The sequence below is a fragment of the Hyunsoonleella rubra genome (assembly GCF_042684665.1).
GTDB classification, from domain to species: domain Bacteria; phylum Bacteroidota; class Bacteroidia; order Flavobacteriales; family Flavobacteriaceae; genus Jejuia; species Jejuia rubra.
Genome location: NZ_JBHULY010000039.1, coordinates 421,257 through 441,426, shown reverse-complemented (window position 1 = coordinate 441,426; position 20,170 = coordinate 421,257). Strand labels below are relative to the sequence as shown.

14 protein-coding genes are annotated in these 20,170 nt (G+C 39.6%); 8 read left to right on the top strand and 6 right to left on the bottom strand.

What is annotated here, in order from left to right:
* The first annotated feature begins 10 nt into the window (after positions 1-10).
* Positions 11-2,113 (top strand): ATP-dependent DNA helicase RecG, encoded by a 2,103-nt coding sequence (gene recG / locus ACFSR8_RS16280; RefSeq protein ID WP_380293977.1) that lies wholly within the window; start codon positions 11-13, stop codon positions 2,111-2,113.
* Between the two features lie 403 nt (positions 2,114-2,516).
* Here recG and rpsA read toward each other — a convergent pair whose 3' ends face one another.
* Positions 2,517-4,361 (bottom strand): 30S ribosomal protein S1, encoded by a 1,845-nt coding sequence (rpsA, locus tag ACFSR8_RS16275; protein ID WP_380293975.1) that lies wholly within the window; start codon positions 4,359-4,361, stop codon positions 2,517-2,519.
* 690 nt (positions 4,362-5,051) lie between these two features.
* On the opposite strand from rpsA, the gene ACFSR8_RS16270 reads away from it, so the two are divergent.
* Positions 5,052-5,429 (top strand): LysM peptidoglycan-binding domain-containing protein, encoded by a 378-nt coding sequence (locus ACFSR8_RS16270; protein ID WP_380293973.1) that lies wholly within the window; start codon positions 5,052-5,054, stop codon positions 5,427-5,429.
* Between the two features lie 54 nt (positions 5,430-5,483).
* Here the strand turns inward: ACFSR8_RS16270 and cmk are convergent, their stop codons facing one another.
* The 4 genes from cmk to ACFSR8_RS16250 form a co-directional block, all read right to left on the bottom strand.
* Positions 5,484-6,179 carry a (d)CMP kinase gene (gene cmk / locus ACFSR8_RS16265; protein ID WP_380294060.1) on the bottom strand — a complete coding sequence of 232 codons (696 nt, stop codon included), beginning with the start codon at positions 6,177-6,179 and terminating at the stop codon, positions 5,484-5,486.
* 128 nt (positions 6,180-6,307) lie between these two features.
* Complete coding sequence (gene porQ / locus ACFSR8_RS16260; RefSeq protein ID WP_380293971.1) at positions 6,308-7,327, bottom strand: type IX secretion system protein PorQ; 1,020 nt, start codon at positions 7,325-7,327, stop codon at positions 6,308-6,310.
* Between the two features lie 246 nt (positions 7,328-7,573).
* Positions 7,574-10,024: an endopeptidase La gene (gene lon, locus ACFSR8_RS16255; RefSeq protein WP_380293969.1), complete on the bottom strand. Its 2,451-nt coding sequence runs from the start codon at positions 10,022-10,024 to the stop codon at positions 7,574-7,576.
* A gap of 173 nt (positions 10,025-10,197) precedes the next feature.
* Entirely contained in the window at positions 10,198-10,869 is a 672-nt protein-coding gene (locus tag ACFSR8_RS16250; protein ID WP_380293967.1) for a rhomboid family intramembrane serine protease, read from the bottom strand.
* Between the two features lie 63 nt (positions 10,870-10,932).
* Here ACFSR8_RS16250 and ACFSR8_RS16245 point away from each other — a divergent pair, with 63 nt between their 5' ends.
* The gene (locus tag ACFSR8_RS16245) at positions 10,933-11,823 is read left to right on the top strand and encodes a lysophospholipid acyltransferase family protein (RefSeq protein ID WP_380293965.1); all 891 of its coding nucleotides are present in this window, start codon (positions 10,933-10,935) and stop codon (positions 11,821-11,823) included.
* Positions 11,824-11,887: 64 nt separating this feature from the next.
* Here ACFSR8_RS16245 and glmM read toward each other — a convergent pair whose 3' ends face one another.
* The gene (gene glmM / locus ACFSR8_RS16240) at positions 11,888-13,276 is read right to left on the bottom strand and encodes a phosphoglucosamine mutase (RefSeq protein WP_380293963.1); all 1,389 of its coding nucleotides are present in this window, start codon (positions 13,274-13,276) and stop codon (positions 11,888-11,890) included.
* Positions 13,277-13,356: 80 nt separating this feature from the next.
* Here glmM and ACFSR8_RS16235 point away from each other — a divergent pair, with 80 nt between their 5' ends.
* From ACFSR8_RS16235 to ACFSR8_RS16215, 5 genes are all read left to right on the top strand, one after another.
* Positions 13,357-13,953 carry an acyl carrier protein phosphodiesterase gene (locus ACFSR8_RS16235; protein WP_380293961.1) on the top strand — a complete coding sequence of 199 codons (597 nt, stop codon included), beginning with the start codon at positions 13,357-13,359 and terminating at the stop codon, positions 13,951-13,953.
* Positions 13,950-15,653, top strand: coding sequence for a gamma-glutamyltransferase (ggt, locus tag ACFSR8_RS16230; RefSeq protein ID WP_380293959.1), 1,704 nt, complete (start codon positions 13,950-13,952; stop codon positions 15,651-15,653). Before ACFSR8_RS16235 ends, ggt begins: the two co-directional genes overlap by 4 nt.
* 69 nt (positions 15,654-15,722) lie before the next feature.
* Positions 15,723-16,421 carry a hypothetical protein gene (locus ACFSR8_RS16225; RefSeq protein ID WP_380293957.1) on the top strand — a complete coding sequence of 233 codons (699 nt, stop codon included), beginning with the start codon at positions 15,723-15,725 and terminating at the stop codon, positions 16,419-16,421.
* A 128-nt stretch (positions 16,422-16,549) separates the two neighbouring features.
* Entirely contained in the window at positions 16,550-19,384 is a 2,835-nt protein-coding gene (gene uvrA, locus ACFSR8_RS16220) for an excinuclease ABC subunit UvrA (protein ID WP_380293955.1), read from the top strand.
* A gap of 13 nt (positions 19,385-19,397) precedes the next feature.
* A complete protein-coding gene (locus ACFSR8_RS16215) occupies positions 19,398-20,087 on the top strand; it encodes an LOG family protein (RefSeq protein WP_380293953.1) in 690 nt (229 codons plus the stop codon).
* Positions 20,088-20,170 lie beyond the last annotated feature (83 nt).

Here is a 20,170-nt window from a genome sequence, read left to right as displayed (position 1 = left end):
ATTCGCCAATATGAGCGTGAACCTCCAAACCCCTAGTGATTATTTAAAAGGTGTCGGCCCCAATCGGGCGGATCTGTTGCGGAAGGAGCTCAATATCCATACGTATCAGGACATTTTAAATTTATTTCCCAATCGCTATATTGACAGAACTCGGTTTTACAAAATAAATCAGCTCCAACAAAATACCGCCGAGGTGCAAATCATTGGAAAAATTACGGGTTTTAGGGAAGTGGGGCAAAAGCGGGGGAAACGTCTTGTGGCTACTTTTCAAGATGAAACTGGCACTATGGAATTGGTTTGGTTTCGGGGACAGAAATGGATTCGGGAGCGTTTAAAATTGAACACGCCTTATGTGGTTTTCGGAAAGACACAGTTATTTGGTGGGAAATTCAATATGCCACATCCCGACATCGAGACTTTGGATGAACACAAAAAAGGGCTCAGTTCAGGGATACAGCCACTCTACCCTTCTACAGAAAAATTAAGCAACAAAGGGATTAGCAATCGCGTCGTTAGTAAAATTGTCCAGCAATTGTTTTTAGAAACCAAAGGCAAGTTTGTTGAAACCCTATCCGATCCTTTGCTTTCAGAATTAAAATTGATTTCGAAGAGCGAGGCTTTGCTCAATATTCATTTTCCAAAAAGTCAGGAGCTGTTGGCCAAGGCGCAATTCAGATTAAAATTTGAAGAGCTGTTCTATATCCAGTTACAATTGATTCTGAAGAATCTCGTCCATAAATCGAAAATAAAAGGATTTCAATTTGACATCGTTGGTGAGTATTTCAACACCTTTTTTTCCACTCATTTACCCTTCGATTTGACCAATGCACAGAAACGTGTTTTAAAAGAAATACGCGCCGATTTGGGAAGCAATGCCCAAATGAACCGTCTATTGCAGGGCGATGTTGGTTCTGGAAAGACCATTGTGGCCTTCATGTCAATGCTCATAGCACTTGACAATGGTTTTCAAGCCTGCTTAATGGCTCCGACTGAAATTTTGTCAGTCCAACACTATAACGGATTACTAGAATGGTGTAATAAATTGAATATAAGTATTTTATTGTTGACTGGTTCAACTAAAACTTCAGAACGAAAAGAAATTCATAAATCACTTGAAAATGGCGATTTAAACATCTTGGTTGGGACTCATGCCCTGATTGAAGATAAGGTGAAATTTAAAAATTTGGGATTGGCAATTATCGATGAACAACATCGTTTTGGAGTCAAACAAAGAAGTAAGTTGTGGCACAAAAACACCTTTCCGCCGAATGTGTTGGTGATGACGGCCACCCCTATTCCACGAACACTTGCTATGTCTGTTTACGGCGATTTAGATATTTCTGTGATTGATGAATTACCTCCAGGGCGAAAATCCATTAAAACGGTGCATCGCTATGATTCAAATCGCTTGAAAGTCTTCCGATTTATTAAAGACGAAATCAAAAAAGGCCGTCAGGTCTATATCGTTTACCCGTTAATTCAGGAAAGCGAGGCCTTGGACTATAAGGATTTGATGGACGGTTATGCGAGTATTGAACGGGATTTTCCAAAACCGGATTACCAGATTTCCATTGTCCATGGTAAAATGAAACCCGGGGATAAGGATTATGAAATGCAACGCTTTATCAAAGGTGAAACACAAATTATGGTAGCGACTACCGTTATTGAAGTAGGTGTAAATGTACCAAATGCCTCCGTAATGATTATTGAAAGTGCCGAACGTTTTGGGCTGTCCCAACTGCATCAATTACGTGGACGTGTGGGACGTGGTGCTGAGCAGAGTTATTGTATTTTAATGACGAGCCATAAATTGAGCAACGACAGCAAAACCCGACTGGAAACCATGGTGCGCACCAATGATGGCTTTGAAATTGCTGAAGTAGATTTAAAACTCCGAGGCCCTGGAGATATTATGGGCACACAACAAAGTGGTGTGCTAAACCTGAGAATTGCTGATATTGTTAAGGATAAAGCTATTTTACAGCAAGCAAGATTCTATGCGAAGAAAGTTTTGCATGCAGACCCATCTCTTAGGAATTCTGAAAATGAAGTGATTTTAAATACGTATGCTCAATTGGTTAAGTTTAAGAATATTTGGAATTATATTTCGTGATTTAGTACGTAATATGCTGTCATTCAAGCGAAGTCAGAAACCCACTATCATCGATAAGTTTTAAATCTCGCAAAGGCGCAAAAACGCAAAGTACTATGATTTAGATGACATTATAATGAAATTAAGAAGCGCAGTTTTGGAATAATAGTCAATTTTCGGGAACTAATTCAAATATTTCTGGATTATAATAATCTATTGGAATAAAAAAAAACACTACAACAATATACTTTCTAAAACTGTCCAACGTATCGGAAAACCCTTTGCGACTTTGCGACTTTGCGCGAAAATATATTTCGGGCTGAAGTCCTAAAACGTCTTGGAAATATTTCACAAAAAAAAGCGACCACACTTCGAGAACCTCAGTGACCGGTCGCTTTTCAAATATCAATAATGGTAAAAAGAATTACTTCTTAGCTTTCTTTCCGTCCATTTTATCCTTAAGAGCTTGTAAAGCATCGTTGGCATCACCTAAAGTTGGTTTTGCTTCTGCAGCAGCGCTAGCCGCCTTTTTAGCAGCCGCTTTTACGTTAGCTGCCTCTTCAGCTTTGTGTATTGCAGCATGAGACGCTACAACACGTTTAAACTCTTTATTAAATTCAATAATTTTGAATTCTGCTTCCTCACCTTTTTTCAACTTGCTTCCATCTTCTTTTTCAAGGTGACGGGTTGGAATAAAGGCAGTGATGTCCTCATTAAACTTCACGGTAGCACCTTTGTCAACTATTTCGGTTACAGGAGCAGTATGTGTGGTGTTCAATGCGAATTCAGTTTCGTACTTGTCCCAAGGGTTATCAGTGGTTTGTTTGTGCCCTAAGCTTAACTTACGACCTTCAACATCCAATTCAAGAACGATAACATCTAATTTATCACCAACGGCGCAGAACTCCGATGGGTGCTTGATTTTCTTCGTCCAAGACAAATCAGAAATGTAAATCAATCCGTCAATACCTTCTTCCAATTCTACAAACACACCAAAGTTGGTAAAGTTACGCACAATACCAGTGTGCTTAGACCCTAATGGGTACTTAGCGGTAATATCCGTCCATGGATCTGGCGTCAATTGCTTGATACCCAAAGACATTTTTCTGTCCTCTCTGTCCAGCGTTAGGATTTGAGCTTCAATCTCGTCTCCAACGGAAACAAAATCCTGGGCAGAACGCAAGTGGGTTGACCAAGACATTTCAGAAACGTGGATCAATCCTTCAACACCTTCGGCAACTTCGATAAATGCGCCGTAATCAGCGATTACAACTACTTTACCTTTTACCTTATCACCAATCTTCACCTCTTCTCCAAGAGCCTCCCATGGGTGCTTGCTCAATTGCTTAAGACCCAATTGGATTCTTGATTTATCCTCATCAAAATCAAGGATTACCACATTTAATTTCTGGTCTAACTCAACAATCTCATTTGGATGGTTGATTCTGGACCATGATAAATCCGTAATGTGAACCAATCCATCAACACCTCCAAGGTCAATAAATACACCGTAAGACGTGATGTTTTTCACCACACCTTCCAATACTTGACCTTTTTCAAGCTGACTGATGATTTCTTTCTTTTGCTCCTCAATATCCGCTTCGATTAGCGCTTTATGGGAAACCACTACGTTTTTAAATTCATGGTTGATTTTCACCACCTTGAATTCCATAGTTTTATTGACGTACTGGTCGTAATCCCTAATAGGCTTAACGTCAATTTGAGAACCAGGCAGGAACGCCTCGATACCGAATACGTCCACAATCATACCACCTTTAGTTCTGCACTTAACGAAACCATTAACGATTTCACCAGTTTCGTGAGCTTTGTTTACTCTGTCCCATGCCTTAATCACACGTGCCTTTCTGTGAGACAATACCAATTGACCCGTAGCATCTTCGCGTACGTCAATTAATACCTCAACTTTGTCACCAACCTTTAAGTCTGGATTGTAACGGAATTCATTAAGTGAAATCACGCCTTCAGATTTAGCGTTGATGTCAATAATCGCATCCCTGTCAGTGATGTGGATTACAGTACCCTCAACAACTTCGTCATCTAAAGTGTCAACAAAATTCTCCGCTACTAATTTTTCAAATTCCTGTAGTTGTTTGTCGTCCACCTCGTCAATACCCTCTTGGTAATTGTGCCAGTTGAACTCTTTCAGGAATTTTTCAGGATTTTTTTGAGCTTCAGAAACCTCTGGAGCTTCAACAGAAGTAGCCTCAACCGTTACTTGGTCTTCAGCTTGTTTTTCGTTTTCAGCCATGTGCTGATAAAAATTTGTATTCCGTATGTCTCGAAAAGTCAACCGCTTAACACACAGAAGTGTTATAAAAATAGTTTTCTAATTCCTCTTTATCTCTTCGATACTGCGCTAAAAAGGAGTGCAAAAATATACATTTTCAAGTAATTAGCCTAATATTTTGCAAAACTTCGAGTGATGCGCCAAAAGGAGCATTGTAACGAGAAGTTGGGCGCTTCCCTGCGCTCATACCCACAAGGTTTTTGGAAACCTTGCAGGATCGCTTCGGGTCGGGCTTTCACTACTCAATCTTTTTTAAAACGTCATTGCGAAGGAGGTACGACTGTGGCAATCTCCTAAATTCTATTTCATCATAAACTTTAGTCCTAGTTATTTTAAACAAGGATTTCAAACATACCGTTTGGTTGCTGAGCGTAGTCGAAGTACAATCCCTAACACGGGCCAGCCAGCAAAAGCCAGTGCATTACTATGAATTTTTCCCATTTGCAAAACCATTTCATCAAAGCGCTTTGCGATTTAGCGCCCCTGCCTGCCGGCAGGCAGGTTTGCAAGAAAATTATAATAGTGACTTTATAAGATGTTACGTGTCCAACTTCAGAAGTAAAATTCTTAATAAACGATTAACCCAACGGACGGATTTATTTGCTATATTGTCCTTTCGTTATTAACTTTAAATTAAAACTTAACAACATCATGGTAAAAGCTAAATATCAAGCAGTTTTGGATTTAGGTCAAAAATTGAACATCCAAAACGGAGACGTTAGTGAAGAAAATGGAACACTTAAGGTAAAAGGTACCGCAAACACACAATACGAAAAAGACCTGCTTTGGGACAAAATCAAAGAAATAGGTGGTGAAAACCCTTCAGATATCATGGCCAATATTGAAGTAGCCGACACAAGTGTATATCACAGGCACACAGTACAAAGTGGCGAAACGCTTGGAAAAATTGCCAAGCAATACTACGGCAACGCCTCAAAGTATCAGGATATTTTTAAGGCCAATTCCGATATCTTAAAAAACCCAGACTTGATTTATCCAGATCAGGAATTAATTATTCCTAACCTATAATTAGAAGGGCTTAGTAGTATAACAAAGAGGCTGTCTTAAAAAGGCAGTCTTTTTTTATTCTATTCCTTCTAAAGTGATACGAACCAAAGCTAGAATTTTTTGATACTGCGCTTCCAAGGTTAAGTCTGAATTGTCAATTTCAATGGCGTCTTCGGCTTTTACCAAAGGAGAGTCCTCCCTATGCGTGTCGATATAATCCCGTTCGGTAACGTTTTTAAGTACTGACTCATAAGTGATATTATCACCCCTATCCACAAGTTCTTTATAACGTCTTTCGGCTCTTTTTTCTGCGGAAGCCGTCATGAAAATTTTCAGTGCTGCATTGGGAAATACCACTGTGCCAATATCCCGGCCGTCCATCACAACGCCTTTATCCTTACCTAATTGCTTTTGAATTTTGACCAGCTTTTCTCGTACTTTGGATACCTCAGCAATTTTGCTCACAAAACTAGAAACCTCTAAAGTTCGAATCTGTTTTTCGACATTCTTTCCGTTAAGATAGGTTTCAGCAAAGCCAAGGGCTTCATTAAATTTAAAACTTATATCAATCTGATCCAATCGGTAAATAAGGGCTTCTTTATTGAAGTCTTCTTTTGATATCAGCCCCTCTTCTATCGCATAAAGCGTTATGGCCCGGTACATCGCACCAGAATCGACATAAACATATCCCAGATGTTTCGCTATCTGTTTGGCAACTGTACTTTTTCCTGTTGAGGAATAACCGTCTATGGCAATGGTGATCTTTTTCATCATTTAATTTGAAGTGCCTAAAGTACTTAAAGTGCACTAAAGTGAAAAACTCAAGCCAATTTAATTACATCTAGAATGTTTTAATTTTAATATAACTGAAAACTGCTACTGATTACTGATCGCACATATTATTGTAAATCAATTTGTAGACCAAAAAAATTGGAGTTGGTAGCACTCGTATATTTGGCATGTGTATAGCTGAAACGCATTCTATTTAACTTAAGAGAAAACCCTGCTGAAAGTCCAGAAAAATTACGTTGGTCAATAATCCTCAGCTCCTCTGCGCGTCTAAAATTATACCCTATTCGGATATTAAAACCACTTTCCGGAAATAGCTCAGCGGCTATTATCGTATGGCGGATTACCTGTCCTAAAAATCCAATTTTTTCTTCACTTTGATTGCCGGATAAATCGCTAGTAGTTCTGGCAGGATTTGGTCTGGCGATGGGCCATTCCTGAAGGTTCTCAAAGGTAAGATGCCACCTTAAAGGCACATGCTCCAAGGTTTGGGACATTCCGAATGCCACTTCAAATGGTAAGGGCTCGTGGGTTCCCGCATAAGTTGTAATCTGTGTGCCAGCATTTCTAACTACCAAGGCGGCCTTAAAATCAATGTCTTCATCAATATATAACAAGCCTAAGTCAACAGCCGCCCCAAAGGAATTGTATATCTCTAATTTTGAAGTAATCAACTTTAAGTTTCCTCCGAAATAAAAATCCGAATAACCAATTTGAAGCGCGTAGCCCACGGACAAAGCTGTTTCACTACCAGTAAATGTACCTGTGGAAATTCCATTTTCGTCATAACCGTCAAAAGACCCATAGTTGATGTAAGTGACACCAGCATGAAAGGTTTGGGTGCGCCTATCCACAGTGTGCGCAAAGGATGCCGTACCATAACTTATACCTCCTAAATAACTGGAATAATTTAAGGCTAGTTGGTTATCCATTTCAACATTTATTGTAGCGGGGTTGAATAAGGCCTGCGTAACATCATAATCAACATTAGTAAAGACCTTTCCACCTAAAGCAGCCTGTCTCGGTGAGGACACCAAATTAAGAAACTGGTATGTAGCCTCCCCTCCCACTTGCGCATTAGCAAGTACACCAATCAACATAAAAAAACCAGTGATAATTTTCCTTAGCATATTTACGGCGCAAAGTAAATGAAAAATTTATTTTTGGTTCACACCAACTTAAATTAATTTTTCATTAAAATTCCCTCCCGATATCTATCGGGATTCGCTGAAAAAACAACTTCAATTGAAACCTTGAAGTATACTTCAAGGCGTAATTCTTCGAACTAATCTATCTTAAAACGAATACAAGTTTCGTTTATTTTACAGCATGAAAAAACCTCGACAAAAGCCGAGGTTTACCAGTGCAATCTATAGTTATATTTTTTTCGGGTTTTTTACTTTTTGCTTTGTAACGGCGATGTCAATTACTTCGCTCATATCAGTGACATAATGGAACGTCAGCCCTTTTAAATACTCAGGTTTTATTTCCTCAATATCACGACGGTTATCCTCGCAAAGCAGAATTTCTTTAATGCGGGCACGCTTGGCCGCCAAAATCTTTTCCTTGATACCACCTACAGGAAGTACTTTTCCCCTAAGGGTGATTTCACCTGTCATGGCCAAGCTCTTTTTCACTTTTCGTTGTGTGAATAACGATACCAATGATGTCAACATCGTCACGCCGGCACTCGGCCCGTCCTTTGGTGTGGCACCTTCCGGAACGTGAATGTGCACATTGTATTTGTCAAAAGCTTCTGGGTCTATTTCAAAATTATCGGCATTCGATTTGATAAATTCCATCGCGATGGTAGCGGATTCCTTCATCACTTTTCCTAAATTACCAGTAATGGAAAGATTGCCTTTTCCTTTGGACAAAATAGATTCTATAAATAAGATATCTCCTCCAACGCTTGTCCACGCCAAGCCTGTAACCACACCTGCAACGTTATTGTTTTCGTATTTATCACGCTCCAGTTTGGGGCCGCCCAGTACTTCTACAATATCATCATTGGTGACTTTAATATTGTAATCCTCTTCCATAGCAATATTTTTGGCCGCATAACGTACCATTTTTGCTATTTGCTTCTCCAAGCCACGCACGCCGGATTCACGGGTATAACCTTCAACAATTTTCTCCAATTGGGGTTTGCCAATTTTTAGATGCGAAGCATTCAAACCATGTTCTTTTAACTGCTTAGGCAATAAATGACGTTTGGCTATCTCCACTTTTTCTTCAATAGTATAACCCGTAACGTTGATGATTTCCATACGATCGCGTAAGGCTGGCTGAATGGTAGCCAGGCTATTGGATGTAGCAATAAACATCACTTTGGAAAGGTCATAACCCATTTCCAAAAAGTTGTCGTAAAACTCATTGTTTTGTTCCGGGTCCAAGACTTCAAGCATCGCTGAAGACGGATCACCTTGATGTGAATTGGACAACTTATCAATTTCATCCAACACAAAAACAGGATTGGAAGTCCCAGCTTTCTTCAAACTTTGAATAATTCTACCCGGCATGGCTCCGATATACGTTTTACGATGGCCACGTATTTCAGCTTCATCCCTCAAACCGCCCAAGGACATCCGGACATACTCTCTCCCAAGTGCTTCGGCAATGGATTTCCCTAAAGAAGTTTTACCAACCCCTGGAGGGCCGTACAAACATAAAATTGGGGACTTCATATCATTTCGCAACTTTAAAACAGCCAGATATTCGACGATGCGCCGTTTTACATCATCCAGACCGTAATGATCCCTATCCAAAATTTTCTTGGCTCTTTTTAAATCGAAAAGATCAGTGCTGTATTCGTTCCACGGCAAATCCAAAATTAATTCCAAATAATTGCGCTGAATGGAATACTCAGATACCTGCGGATTCATACGTTGCAACTTCCCGATTTCCTTTTCAAAATGTTTGGTAACCTTCTCATCCCAAAGCTTTTCTTCGGCTTTAGCCCTCATCTCTTCAATTTCAGCATCATGACTCACACCGCCCAATTCCTCTTGAATGGTCTTCATTTGCTGATGCAGGAAATACTCCCGTTGTTGCTGGCTCATATCCATTTGTACTTTCGTTTGGATATCGTTTTTAAGTTCCAACTTTTGAAACTCCACATTCATATGTTTTAAAGTGGCCAGTGCGCGACTTTGCAAATCGTGGTTTTCTAAAAGCGCCTGTTTGTCTGAAACAGAAAGATTCATATTTGAGGATACAAAATTCACCAAAAATGAATTGCTCTCGATATTCTTTATAGCGAAGGACGCCTCACTTGGGATATTTGGATTCTCTTTGATAATTTCAAGCGACAAATCCTTGATGGAGTCAATAATGGCACTAAATTCCTTATCATTTGATTCAGGTCTTGACTCTGCCAAATCACTAATTGTCGCATTCATATAAGGGGTTTCGGTGATAACTTCTGTCACCTGAAAACGTTTTTTCCCTTGGATAATAACCGTTACGTTGCCATCGGGCATTTTCAACACCCGAAGAATTCGGGCCACAGTTCCAGTTGTGTAAATATCCTTAACTGAAGGATCCTCAACCGAACCATCTTTCTGTGCCACAACTCCAATGACCTTGCTCCCTTTGTTGGCCTCCTTTATCAGTTTTACGGATTTATCCCTCCCGGCAGTAATCGGAATTACTACCCCTGGGAACAACACTGTATTCCGTAAGGATAAAATGGGAAGAGTTTCTGGCAGTTCCTCATTATTCATCTCTTCCTCATCCTCCGGAGTCATCAACGGAATTAATTCTGAATTTTCATCAAATTCCTGCAATGACAAACTGTCAAATGTGGTAAAATTGGATTTCTTCATATCTGTATTCAGGTCATTCTGTCATTTAAACAGTTTAAACCCTTTTAAAAGTTCTATATTAAAAATTTCAAACATCTAATTATCAATATATTATAAAGTTTGTAGATGCTTAACCATAGTATTATTTTCAATAGTTGTGCCAAGGAGATTAAAATGACGGCTATTTCAAATGGTTAAATCTTCCCCGACCGCCTCAAAACAAACAGCAATAAAATAGGCAGTGCCAAAACCCCAACCATCAAAATATCCGTTTTAAAGAGGTGAGGCACCAAAATTAAAGTAATAAGATATCCTCCAACAGCCCCTCCAAAATGGGCATCATGGCCAATATTGCCAATACGTTTTTTCATACCGTAAATGGAGTACAACAAATAAGCAATACCTAAAATATAGCCGGGAATACCCAAGTCGATGTCCCCTATTCGTGGTGGTAAAAACAGAAAGTAGTAAGGTTGCTGCGGATTTAATAAAATAGCAGAGTATAACACACCCGTAACGGCACCACTCGCCCCAACGGCACTGTAATGGTACTCATTCTTATGAAAATATAAAGACAACATGTTTCCCGCCAATAAACTTCCTATATAAATTATGAAAAAAGAGTACTGCCCCACCTCATAAAGTACCTGATCGGCAAAGAGATAAAGCGCAAACATATTAAAAAAGAGATGTGTAGTATCGGCGTGCAAAAACCCAGAACTGAACATTCGAATCTGTTCCCCACGCCTAATGGCACCGATATTAAACTTGTACTTTTCAAAAAAGCCAAAATCACCAAAACCCTTGTAGGATACAATAACATTAGCGGCAATAATAACGATAGTAATGATATCTAATTTACCCATGAGTTTAAAACATCTAAAATCAAAATTAATATATCTTTGCGCCTACAAATCTAAAACTATTAAATGCAATTCTTAGCGTATATACTTCTTTATCCTCTATTATATTTAATTTCAATACTTCCTTTTAGAGTTTTATATTTTGTTTCAGACATACTATACATTTTGATATATCGCATTTTTGGATATCGAAAAAAAGTAGTTGTCAGTAATTTGAATTTGGTTTTTCCGGAAAAATCTCCTGACGAAATCAAACGCATTACCAAGGTGTTTTACCACCACTTGTGCGATATGATTTTGGAGTCTGTTAAGTCCATGACGATTTCTGAAAGCGAGATGAAAAAGCGTTTTCGCTTTACAAATGTAGAAGTGGTTCAAGATATTGAAAATCAGAACAGAAGCATGATATTAATGTGCGCCCACTATGGTAGTTGGGAATGGATTTTTATACTTCAGGCTTATGTAAAATCCAGAGGCAATGCCGTTTACAAGCGCTTGGCCAACAAATATTTTGACAGGTTAGTAAAGCGTATTAGGGCCAGGTATAATAGCTATTTAGTTACCACCAAAGATATTATCCCAACATTGATCAAAGAAAAGCGGGAGGGCATAATATCCATTAACGGGTTTGTTTCCGACCAATCGCCAAAGTTGGACAAAGCCTTCCACTGGAATGAATTTATGGGCGTCAACGTCCCAGTTCATACAGGGGCTGAAATGCTCGCCAAAAAACTTAATATGGCGGTGGTGTTCTTTAAGGTGAAAAAGGTAAAACGCGGGTTTTATGAAACAACTTTTGAAACCATAACCCTCAACCCTAAAGAATACGAAAATTATCAAATCACGGATATCTTTTTAAAGTTGGTAGAAGATCAAATTCATGAAGCTCCAGAATACTACCTATGGACCCATAAGCGATGGAAGCACCGAGGTCAAGAGCCAAAGTCGGTTGGCTAGTATTTATATTATTTGTTTTCCTAGCTTGTTTAACTAATTATTCTATTGGACAGAAAAAGGTAGCCTAATTCCCGGCAACCTCCCCAATCTCGGCAATAAATTGATCCGCAAGGGCATCCGCCTCATCTTGTGATTTAGCCTCAGTATAAATTCTAATGATAGGTTCGGTATTGCTTTTTCTAAGATGTGCCCAGCTTTCAGAAAAGTCAATTTTTACACCGTCAATGGTTGTCAATTGTTCATTTTGGTAACGTTCTTCCATGGTTTTTAAAATGCCATCCACGTCCAAACCGGGAGTTAATTCTATTTTCTTTTTACTCATAAAGTAATTGGGATAGGTTTTGCGTAGTTCGCTAACTTTTATGCCCTTGTCTGCCAACAGACTTAAAAACAAGGCTATCCCTACCAAAGCGTCACGACCGTAGTGTAAATCGGGATAAATAATACCGCCATTACCTTCACCTCCGATAACCACCTTATTCTTTTTCATCAGCTTAACCACGTTTACTTCGCCTACAGCTGAAGCCTCGTACATGCCACCATGTTTTTCGGTAACATCCCTCAGTGCACGGGTAGAACTCATGTTACTAACGGTATTTCCAGGAGTTCTGCTCAAAACATAATCCGCACAGGCCACCAACGTATATTCCTCGCCAAACATTTCCCCGTTTTCGTCCATAAAAGCCAAACGATCCACATCGGGATCTACTACAATACCGAAATCTGCTTTATGCTTTTTAACAGCATCCGATAAATCAGTTAAATGCTCTTTCAATGGTTCAGGGTTGTGAGGAAAATGACCATTGGGTTCGCAATACAATTTTATCACATCTACGCCCAAGCGTTCCAACAACAGCGGAATAACAATACCTCCTGTGGAATTAACCCCATCAACAACAACTTTAAAACGTTCGGCCTCAATAGCCTTTACGTTTACCAAAGGCAAATCCAACACTTCAATGATATGCAAATCAAAATAAGCTTTGTTCTTCGTGATTTTGCCTAAACTATCAACGTCGGCAAATTCGATAGTATTTCCTTCGGCCAACTCTAAGATTTTGGCACCTTCTTCTGCATCTAAAAACTCTCCTTTTTCATTCAATAATTTTAGGGCGTTCCATTGTTTAGGGTTATGACTTGCTGTTAAAATAATTCCTCCGTCGGCATGTTCCATCGGCACTGCTACTTCAACAGTGGGCGTCGTTGAAAGCCCTAAATCAACAACATGAATTCCCTGACCGACTAGGGTATTCATCACCAAACTTTGAATCATCTTTCCAGAAATACGTGCATCTCGTCCAACAACAACTTTGTAGTTTTCCTTTACGCGGTTCAGTTTTAACCAAGCCCCATAGGCCGCCGCAAATTTTACTGCATCAATCGGGGTAAGGTTCTCCCCCACTTCGCCGCCAATAGTACCTCGAATTCCTGATATGGATTTTATAAGTGTCATAATTGTGTTTTTTCAAATTGATGCCCAAATATACAATTAGAAAATCGGATTTCTTGAAGTGGATTTCGTAAATTTCACCAATGAATTACTTAGCGCATATTTATTTATCCGGAGATAATGATTTGGTGAAGATTGGCAATTTTATGGCGGATAGCATCAAGGGGAAAAACTATAAGAATTATGAAAAGGATGTGCAAATTGGTATTTTGCTGCACAGAAATATTGATACGTTTACGGATGCCCATCCCACGGTAAGACAGAGCACAAAGCGCCTGCATGAAAAATATAGTCATTATTCCGGCGTCATCGTTGATATTCTTTATGACTATTTTTTGGCCAATAATTGGAGCAGGTATTGCAGTGTCCCTTTAGAAGACTATACTGAAGATTTTTACGCTTCCGTAACTGAAAATTTTGAAATCCTACCGATGAGAATTCAGAAAATGATGCCATATATGATGACAGATAATTGGCTATTGAGCTACGCCTCCCTAGATGGTATTGCTCGTGTTTTAGAGGGTATGAACAGACGAACCAAGCATCGCTCTGGCATGAATAGGGCCATTGAAGATCTGGAACTGTTTTATACGGAATTTGAAGCCGAATTCACCTCTTTTTTTGATGAACTGATTCAATTTTCAAAAGATAAATTGTTGGAACTGCGCAAGAATTCATGAAATCATATCGGATTTATTTTTTAGCCATTCTTGGATTGTTGGCATCATGCAAAAACAATCCCGAACCTGAAAATGAAGCACCAAACTACGGTCTGATAGCCAAAAATGCTATGGTAGTTTCTGCACGAAAAGAAGCTTCCCAAATTGGTGTCGCTATTTTAAAGCAAGGCGGCAATGTGTTTGATGCCATGGTAGCAACGCATTTGGCACTTGCCGTGGCCTATCCATATGCAGGTAATTTGGGCGGCGGTGGATTTATGGTGTATCGCAAGGCAAATGGCGAAATCGGTTCGTTGGATTTTAGGGAAAAGGCACCACTTAGGGCTACAAGGGATATGTATTTGGATGACAACGGTGAGGTAATTCCAAACAAAAGTTGGCTGGGCGCATTGGCCACCGGTGTACCGGGTTCTGTTGCTGGTATTTTTGAGGTGCACGAAAAATTGGGGTCATTGCCTTTGGAAACTATTTTTGAGCCGATTCTCAGTTTGGCTCATAAAGGTGTTGTGGTTACCGAAAAACAAGCCAAAACCATCAAGGAATACCAGCCATTATTTCATGAGGTGAATTTAAATACTATCCCTTTTGATAAAAATTGGAAAGCAGGCGACACCATCAAATACCCTGTTTTAGCTTCAACTTTGGAGCGTATTTTGGAATTTGGAAAGGACGAGTTTTATAAAGGTGAAACAGCCAAAAAATTGGTAGGGTTTATTCAGAATAATGGAGGTATCATCACCTTAAAAGATTTAGAAAAATACGAAGCTAAATGGCGAAAACCGATCACGTTTACTTATGACGATTTAAATATTATTTCCATGGGACCCCCTTCTTCCGGAGGTGTTTGTATGGCTCAAATTCTAAAAATGGTCGAACCGTTTCATCTGGATGAAAATGACCATAATTCCTTAAGAACCATTCAGGCTGTAGTTGAAGCGGAGCGCCGTGCGTATGCCGACAGAAGCTTTTATTTGGGTGACCCAGATTTTAATAAAATCCCCATTGAAACCCTTATCAACGATAAATACTTAACAGGACGAATGAGTGATTTTTCTTTTGAAAAAGCCACTCCTTCAAGTGAATTTTCCCATGGTAATATTGAAGTCATCGAAAGCAATGAAACCACACACTATTCCATTGTAGATCAATTTGGTAACGCAATCGCTGTGACCACCACATTAAACGGTGCATACGGCTCAAAATTGTACTGCCCTGAATTAGGGTTCTTTTTGAATAATGAAATGGATGATTTTAGTAGCAAGCCCGGCGTGCCAAATATGTTCGGTTTGATTGGTGCTGAGGCCAATAGTATAGCGCCAGAAAAACGCATGTTGAGTTCCATGACCCCTACCATTGTCGAAAAAAATGGAGAATTCTTTATGTCACTGGGTACTCCCGGAGGGGCTACCATTATCACATCAGTTTTACAAACTATTCTAAACGTTCACGAATTTGGAATGACCATGCAGGAAGCTGTGGATGCACCCCGTTTTCATCACCAATGGCTACCCGACGAAGTCGTAATGGAACCAAATTCATTTGATACATCTTTGATAGAGCAACTTAAAACACTTGGATATAATGTGCGGGAAGGGGAATCTATTATTCTGGGAAAAGTGGACGGAATCCGTGTTTTGAATGATAAATCTTACGAAGGAGGGGCAGATCGTCGAGGTGACGATACGGCTATCGGTTTTTAACGGCTTTTTTTCACCAAACCAATGTTATTTAATACTTTAGCCGACAGACCCCCTCAATCTACATAAACAATGAAGCTTAAAAAGCCCATAAAACTACTTCTTGGTGTAGCGGTATTCGTTACGCTTCCTAGCCTACTGCTTTTTGGTTTCCTATATTTTAAGCATCATCAAGAATTACCTTCAGGGAGTACGGGTGAAGGCGCTGATAATCTGGCCACGAAAATGCTGGTAACTTTGAATTATGAAGCTTTCACAAGTACAGATTGTATTGAATGGACCTTCAAAAACAAACGTCATTACAAATGGGAAAGAACCAAAGGTACTTGTGATGTGCTTTGGAAAGAATATAAGATCAAGCTAAATCTGAAAAATCACGCTGATAGCAAAGCTTACGTACACGGATTTACTATTGAAGGTGAAATGGGATCTGATTTGGTGGAACAGGCCAAATGCTATTTTGAAAAGGATGTATTCTGGCTGATAGCGCCTTTTAAAGTGTTCGATCAAGGTGTTGAAAGAAAATTGGCCACTTTGGAAAATGGTGAAAAAGGGCTGTTGGTAAATTATAATCCCGATGATACCTATGTTTGGACTTTCGATGCTTCCGGCAAACCAAAAAGCTTCTACATGTGGGATTCCAAAACCCCAATTGACGGACTTGAAGTATCTTGGAGCGATTGGCAAATAGCCGAAACAGGAGTAAAACTACCAACCTTTCACAAATTCATTTTCTTTGGTATGGAAATTTCGGATATTAAAACGTATTAAGATATTCGATTGACCAATAGTTCTATCACTTTTTAACGCTTTTATAACACCAACCCTACTTCGTTTTTAAGCCCAAAAAACGTAACTTCGCAACTTTGCCTGACTCAAACGGTCAGATTCATATTGCTATGAGCCATTTCGAAGAACAAATCGAGGTTAAAGGTGCCAGAGTCCATAACCTAAAGAATATTGACGTTTCCATTCCAAGGGAAAAATTGGTGGTCATTACTGGGCTATCCGGTAGTGGCAAATCTTCTTTGGCTTTTGATACCATTTATGCTGAGGGTCAACGCCGTTATATTGAAACATTTTCGGCATATGCCCGTCAGTTTTTAGGTGGATTGGAACGCCCAGATGTCGATAAAATAGATGGCCTATCACCTGTTATCGCTATTGAGCAAAAGACTACCAGCAAATCCCCTCGCTCTACTGTCGGTACCATCACTGAAATTTATGATTTTATGCGCTTGTTGTTTGCCAGAGCCAGTGATGCTTACAGTTACAATACGGGTGACAAAATGGTAAGTTACAGTGATGAGCAAATCAAGGATTTAATTACCGCTGATTTTAAGGGGAAACGCATCAATGTTCTAGCGCCAATTATACGCTCCAGAAAAGGGCATTACAGAGAACTTTTTGAACAGATTGCCAAACAGGGATTTGTAAAGGTACGTACCGATGGAGAAGTACGGGATTTGGTAAAAGGCATGAAGCTAGATCGCTACAAAACCCACGATATTGAAATTGTAATTGACCGATTGGTGGTCAATGATACTCCCGATACTGACAAAAGGTTAAGCGAAACCATCAAAACTGGGATGTATCATGGCGATGATGTGTTGATGGTGATTGATCAGGATACCAATAAAGCGCGGTTTTTTAGTAGAAATTTGATGTGTCCTTCTTCTGGGATTTCCTATCCAAACCCAGAACCGAACAATTTCTCGTTCAACTCTCCAAAAGGGGCATGTTCTAACTGTAATGGTATTGGTCAGTTGTATCAAGTCAACGTCAACAAGATTGTACCGGATGAATCCCTTTCTATAGCCAACGGTGCTTTAGCCCCCCATGGTCCAGAAAAAAAGAGCTGGATTTTCAAACAGTTTGAAACCATTGCACAACGCTTCGATTTCAAACTGACCGACCCATACAAATCTATTCCAGAGGAAGCAAAAGAGATGATTCTTTTCGGTGGAAAAGAAAAGTTTTCAGTGGAAAGCAAAACTTTGGGTGTCACCAGAAATTATAATATCGACTTTGAAGGCGTAGCGAATTTTATTGAAAACCAATATAAAACTGCGGATTCCACGTCTTTAAAACGCTGGGCAAAGACATATATGGATAAAATTGATTGCCCAGTTTGCGAAGGCTCGCGTTTAAAGAAAGAATCCCTCTATTTCAAAATAAACAATAAAAATATTGCAGAGCTTGCCCATACCGACATTATTGAATTGGCCGAATGGTTTAACGATCTGCACAACCATCTTTCAGAAACGCAATTCAAAATTGCAGAGGAAATTCTGAAGGAAATCAAGGCCCGCTTACAGTTTTTGCTTGATGTTGGCTTGGATTATTTAACACTTGGCAGAAGTTCAAAATCACTTTCTGGTGGTGAGGCACAACGCATTCGCTTGGCCACGCAGATTGGTTCGCAATTGGTTGGTGTGCTGTATATTTTAGACGAGCCCAGCATCGGCCTGCATCAGCGTGACAATGAAAAGTTGATTAATTCTTTGGTTTCCTTGAGGGATATTGGCAATTCGGTAATTGTTGTGGAGCATGACAAAGATATGATTGAACGTGCCGATTATGTTGTGGATATTGGCCCCAAAGCCGGTAAACACGGTGGCGAAATCATTAGTATTGGTAACCCGAGCGAATTGAAAACCCATCACACCCTTACAGCCGACTATTTGAATGGGACAAAGGAAATTGAAATCCCTAAGGAACGCAGAGAGGGTAATGGCAAGTTTTTGGAGCTTAAAGGGTGTACGGGAAACAATCTTAAAAATGTATCCGTTAAATTTCCTTTAGGAAAAATGATAGGAGTTACAGGCGTTTCGGGAAGCGGTAAATCCACCTTGATTAACGAAACCCTCTACCCTATTTTGAATGCGTACTACTTTAATGGCGTTAAAAAGCCAATGCCTTACAAAAGTATTAAAGGCCTGGAGCACATCGATAAAGTAATCGATATTAACCAGTCCCCAATAGGACGCACACCACGAAGCAACCCAGTGACTTATACGGGTACTTTTAGTGAAATACGAGCTCTTTTTGCTAAAATCCCTGAGGCTATGATTCGAGGTTATAAAGCTGGTCGATTTAGCTTTAATGTTGCTGGCGGGCGTTGTGAAACCTGCAAAGGAGGTGGCTTGCGCGTAATTGAAATGAATTTTTTACCCGATGTGTATGTCGAATGTGAAACCTGTCAGGGCAAACGTTTCAATAGGGAAACCTTGGAAATTCGTTATAAAGGCAAAAATATCAGTGATGTTTTGAATATGACCATCAATGAGGCCGTTGAATTTTTTGAGCATATCCCCAAGATTTATAAAAAGCTGAAAACCATTCAAGATGTGGGCCTCGGCTATATTACTTTAGGGCAGCAAAGTACAACGCTTTCAGGGGGCGAGGCACAGCGCATCAAACTAGCCACAGAATTGAGCAAACGAGATACGGGAAATACTTTTTATATTTTGGACGAACCTACAACGGGGCTACATTTTGAGGACATCCGTGTATTGATGTTGGTACTAAATAAATTAGTAAACAAAGGCAATACCGTGCTCATAATCGAACATAATTTGGACGTCATCAAAACCGTAGACCATATTATAGATATCGGCTATGAAGGTGGCAAAGGAGGCGGGCAAATTGTGGCTGAAGGCACACCTGAAGATCTAATAAAGCACAAAAAAAGTTACACTGCTAAGTTTTTGAAAAAAGAATTACATTCGTAAAAATTGAATTGAAATGAGAAAAGAACAACGTCATAAGAGTTGGAACGAGATCAAAACCAACGATTCTTGGGCCATTTTTAAGATTATGGGCGAATTCGTTACTGGATTCGAAAGAATGAGCAAAATAGGGCCATGTGTATCCATTTTTGGCTCTGCTCGTACCAAACCTGGCCATAAATATTATCAGTTAACAGAAAGAGTGGCCAAAAAAATCGTTGAAGCTGGGTACGGTGTCATTACCGGTGGAGGCCCCGGGATTATGGAAGCTGGAAATAAAGGTGCTCATTTAGGTGGCGGTACATCAGTGGGTCTTAACATTGACCTGCCCTTTGAACAACACGACAATCCATATATAGACTCTGACAAGAATCTGGATTTTGACTATTTTTTTGTTAGGAAAGTAATGTTCGTCAAGTATTCCCAAGGTTTCGTGGTGATGCCCGGTGGATTTGGCACATTAGATGAATTTTTTGAGGCGATGACACTTATTCAAACCCATAAAATAGAACAATTCCCAATCATTCTAGTAGGTAAGGAATTTTGGAAGGGCCTAGTGGACTGGATAAAATCTACTCTTTTAGAACAATATCAAAATATTAGTCCGAAAGATTTGGATCTCATTCATTTAGTAGACACAGAGGATGAAGTGATTGAGATTCTAGACGCTTTCTACAATGGTTCGGCATTGAGCCCAAATTTCTAATTAGAAATACCGCAATTATCTGACTGTTAAACACGTTTTATTAAAACGGACGCTATATTTCATTATATTGCGTCGCCTTAAAC

Coding starts and splice junctions, on each gene's coding strand:
- recG (WP_380293977.1), top strand. CDS start 11: ATGAGCGTGAACCTCCAAACCCCTAGTGATTATTTAAAAGGTGTCGGC.
- rpsA (WP_380293975.1), bottom strand. CDS start 4,361: ATGGCTGAAAACGAAAAACAAGCTGAAGACCAAGTAACGGTTGAGGCT.
- ACFSR8_RS16270 (WP_380293973.1), top strand. CDS start 5,052: ATGGTAAAAGCTAAATATCAAGCAGTTTTGGATTTAGGTCAAAAATTG.
- cmk (WP_380294060.1), bottom strand. CDS start 6,179: ATGAAAAAGATCACCATTGCCATAGACGGTTATTCCTCAACAGGAAAA.
- porQ (WP_380293971.1), bottom strand. CDS start 7,327: ATGCTAAGGAAAATTATCACTGGTTTTTTTATGTTGATTGGTGTACTT.
- lon (WP_380293969.1), bottom strand. CDS start 10,024: ATGAAGAAATCCAATTTTACCACATTTGACAGTTTGTCATTGCAGGAA.
- ACFSR8_RS16250 (WP_380293967.1), bottom strand. CDS start 10,869: ATGGGTAAATTAGATATCATTACTATCGTTATTATTGCCGCTAATGTT.
- ACFSR8_RS16245 (WP_380293965.1), top strand. CDS start 10,933: ATGCAATTCTTAGCGTATATACTTCTTTATCCTCTATTATATTTAATT.
- glmM (WP_380293963.1), bottom strand. CDS start 13,276: ATGACACTTATAAAATCCATATCAGGAATTCGAGGTACTATTGGCGGC.
- ACFSR8_RS16235 (WP_380293961.1), top strand. CDS start 13,357: ATGAATTACTTAGCGCATATTTATTTATCCGGAGATAATGATTTGGTG.
- ggt (WP_380293959.1), top strand. CDS start 13,950: ATGAAATCATATCGGATTTATTTTTTAGCCATTCTTGGATTGTTGGCA.
- ACFSR8_RS16225 (WP_380293957.1), top strand. CDS start 15,723: ATGAAGCTTAAAAAGCCCATAAAACTACTTCTTGGTGTAGCGGTATTC.
- uvrA (WP_380293955.1), top strand. CDS start 16,550: ATGAGCCATTTCGAAGAACAAATCGAGGTTAAAGGTGCCAGAGTCCAT.
- ACFSR8_RS16215 (WP_380293953.1), top strand. CDS start 19,398: ATGAGAAAAGAACAACGTCATAAGAGTTGGAACGAGATCAAAACCAAC.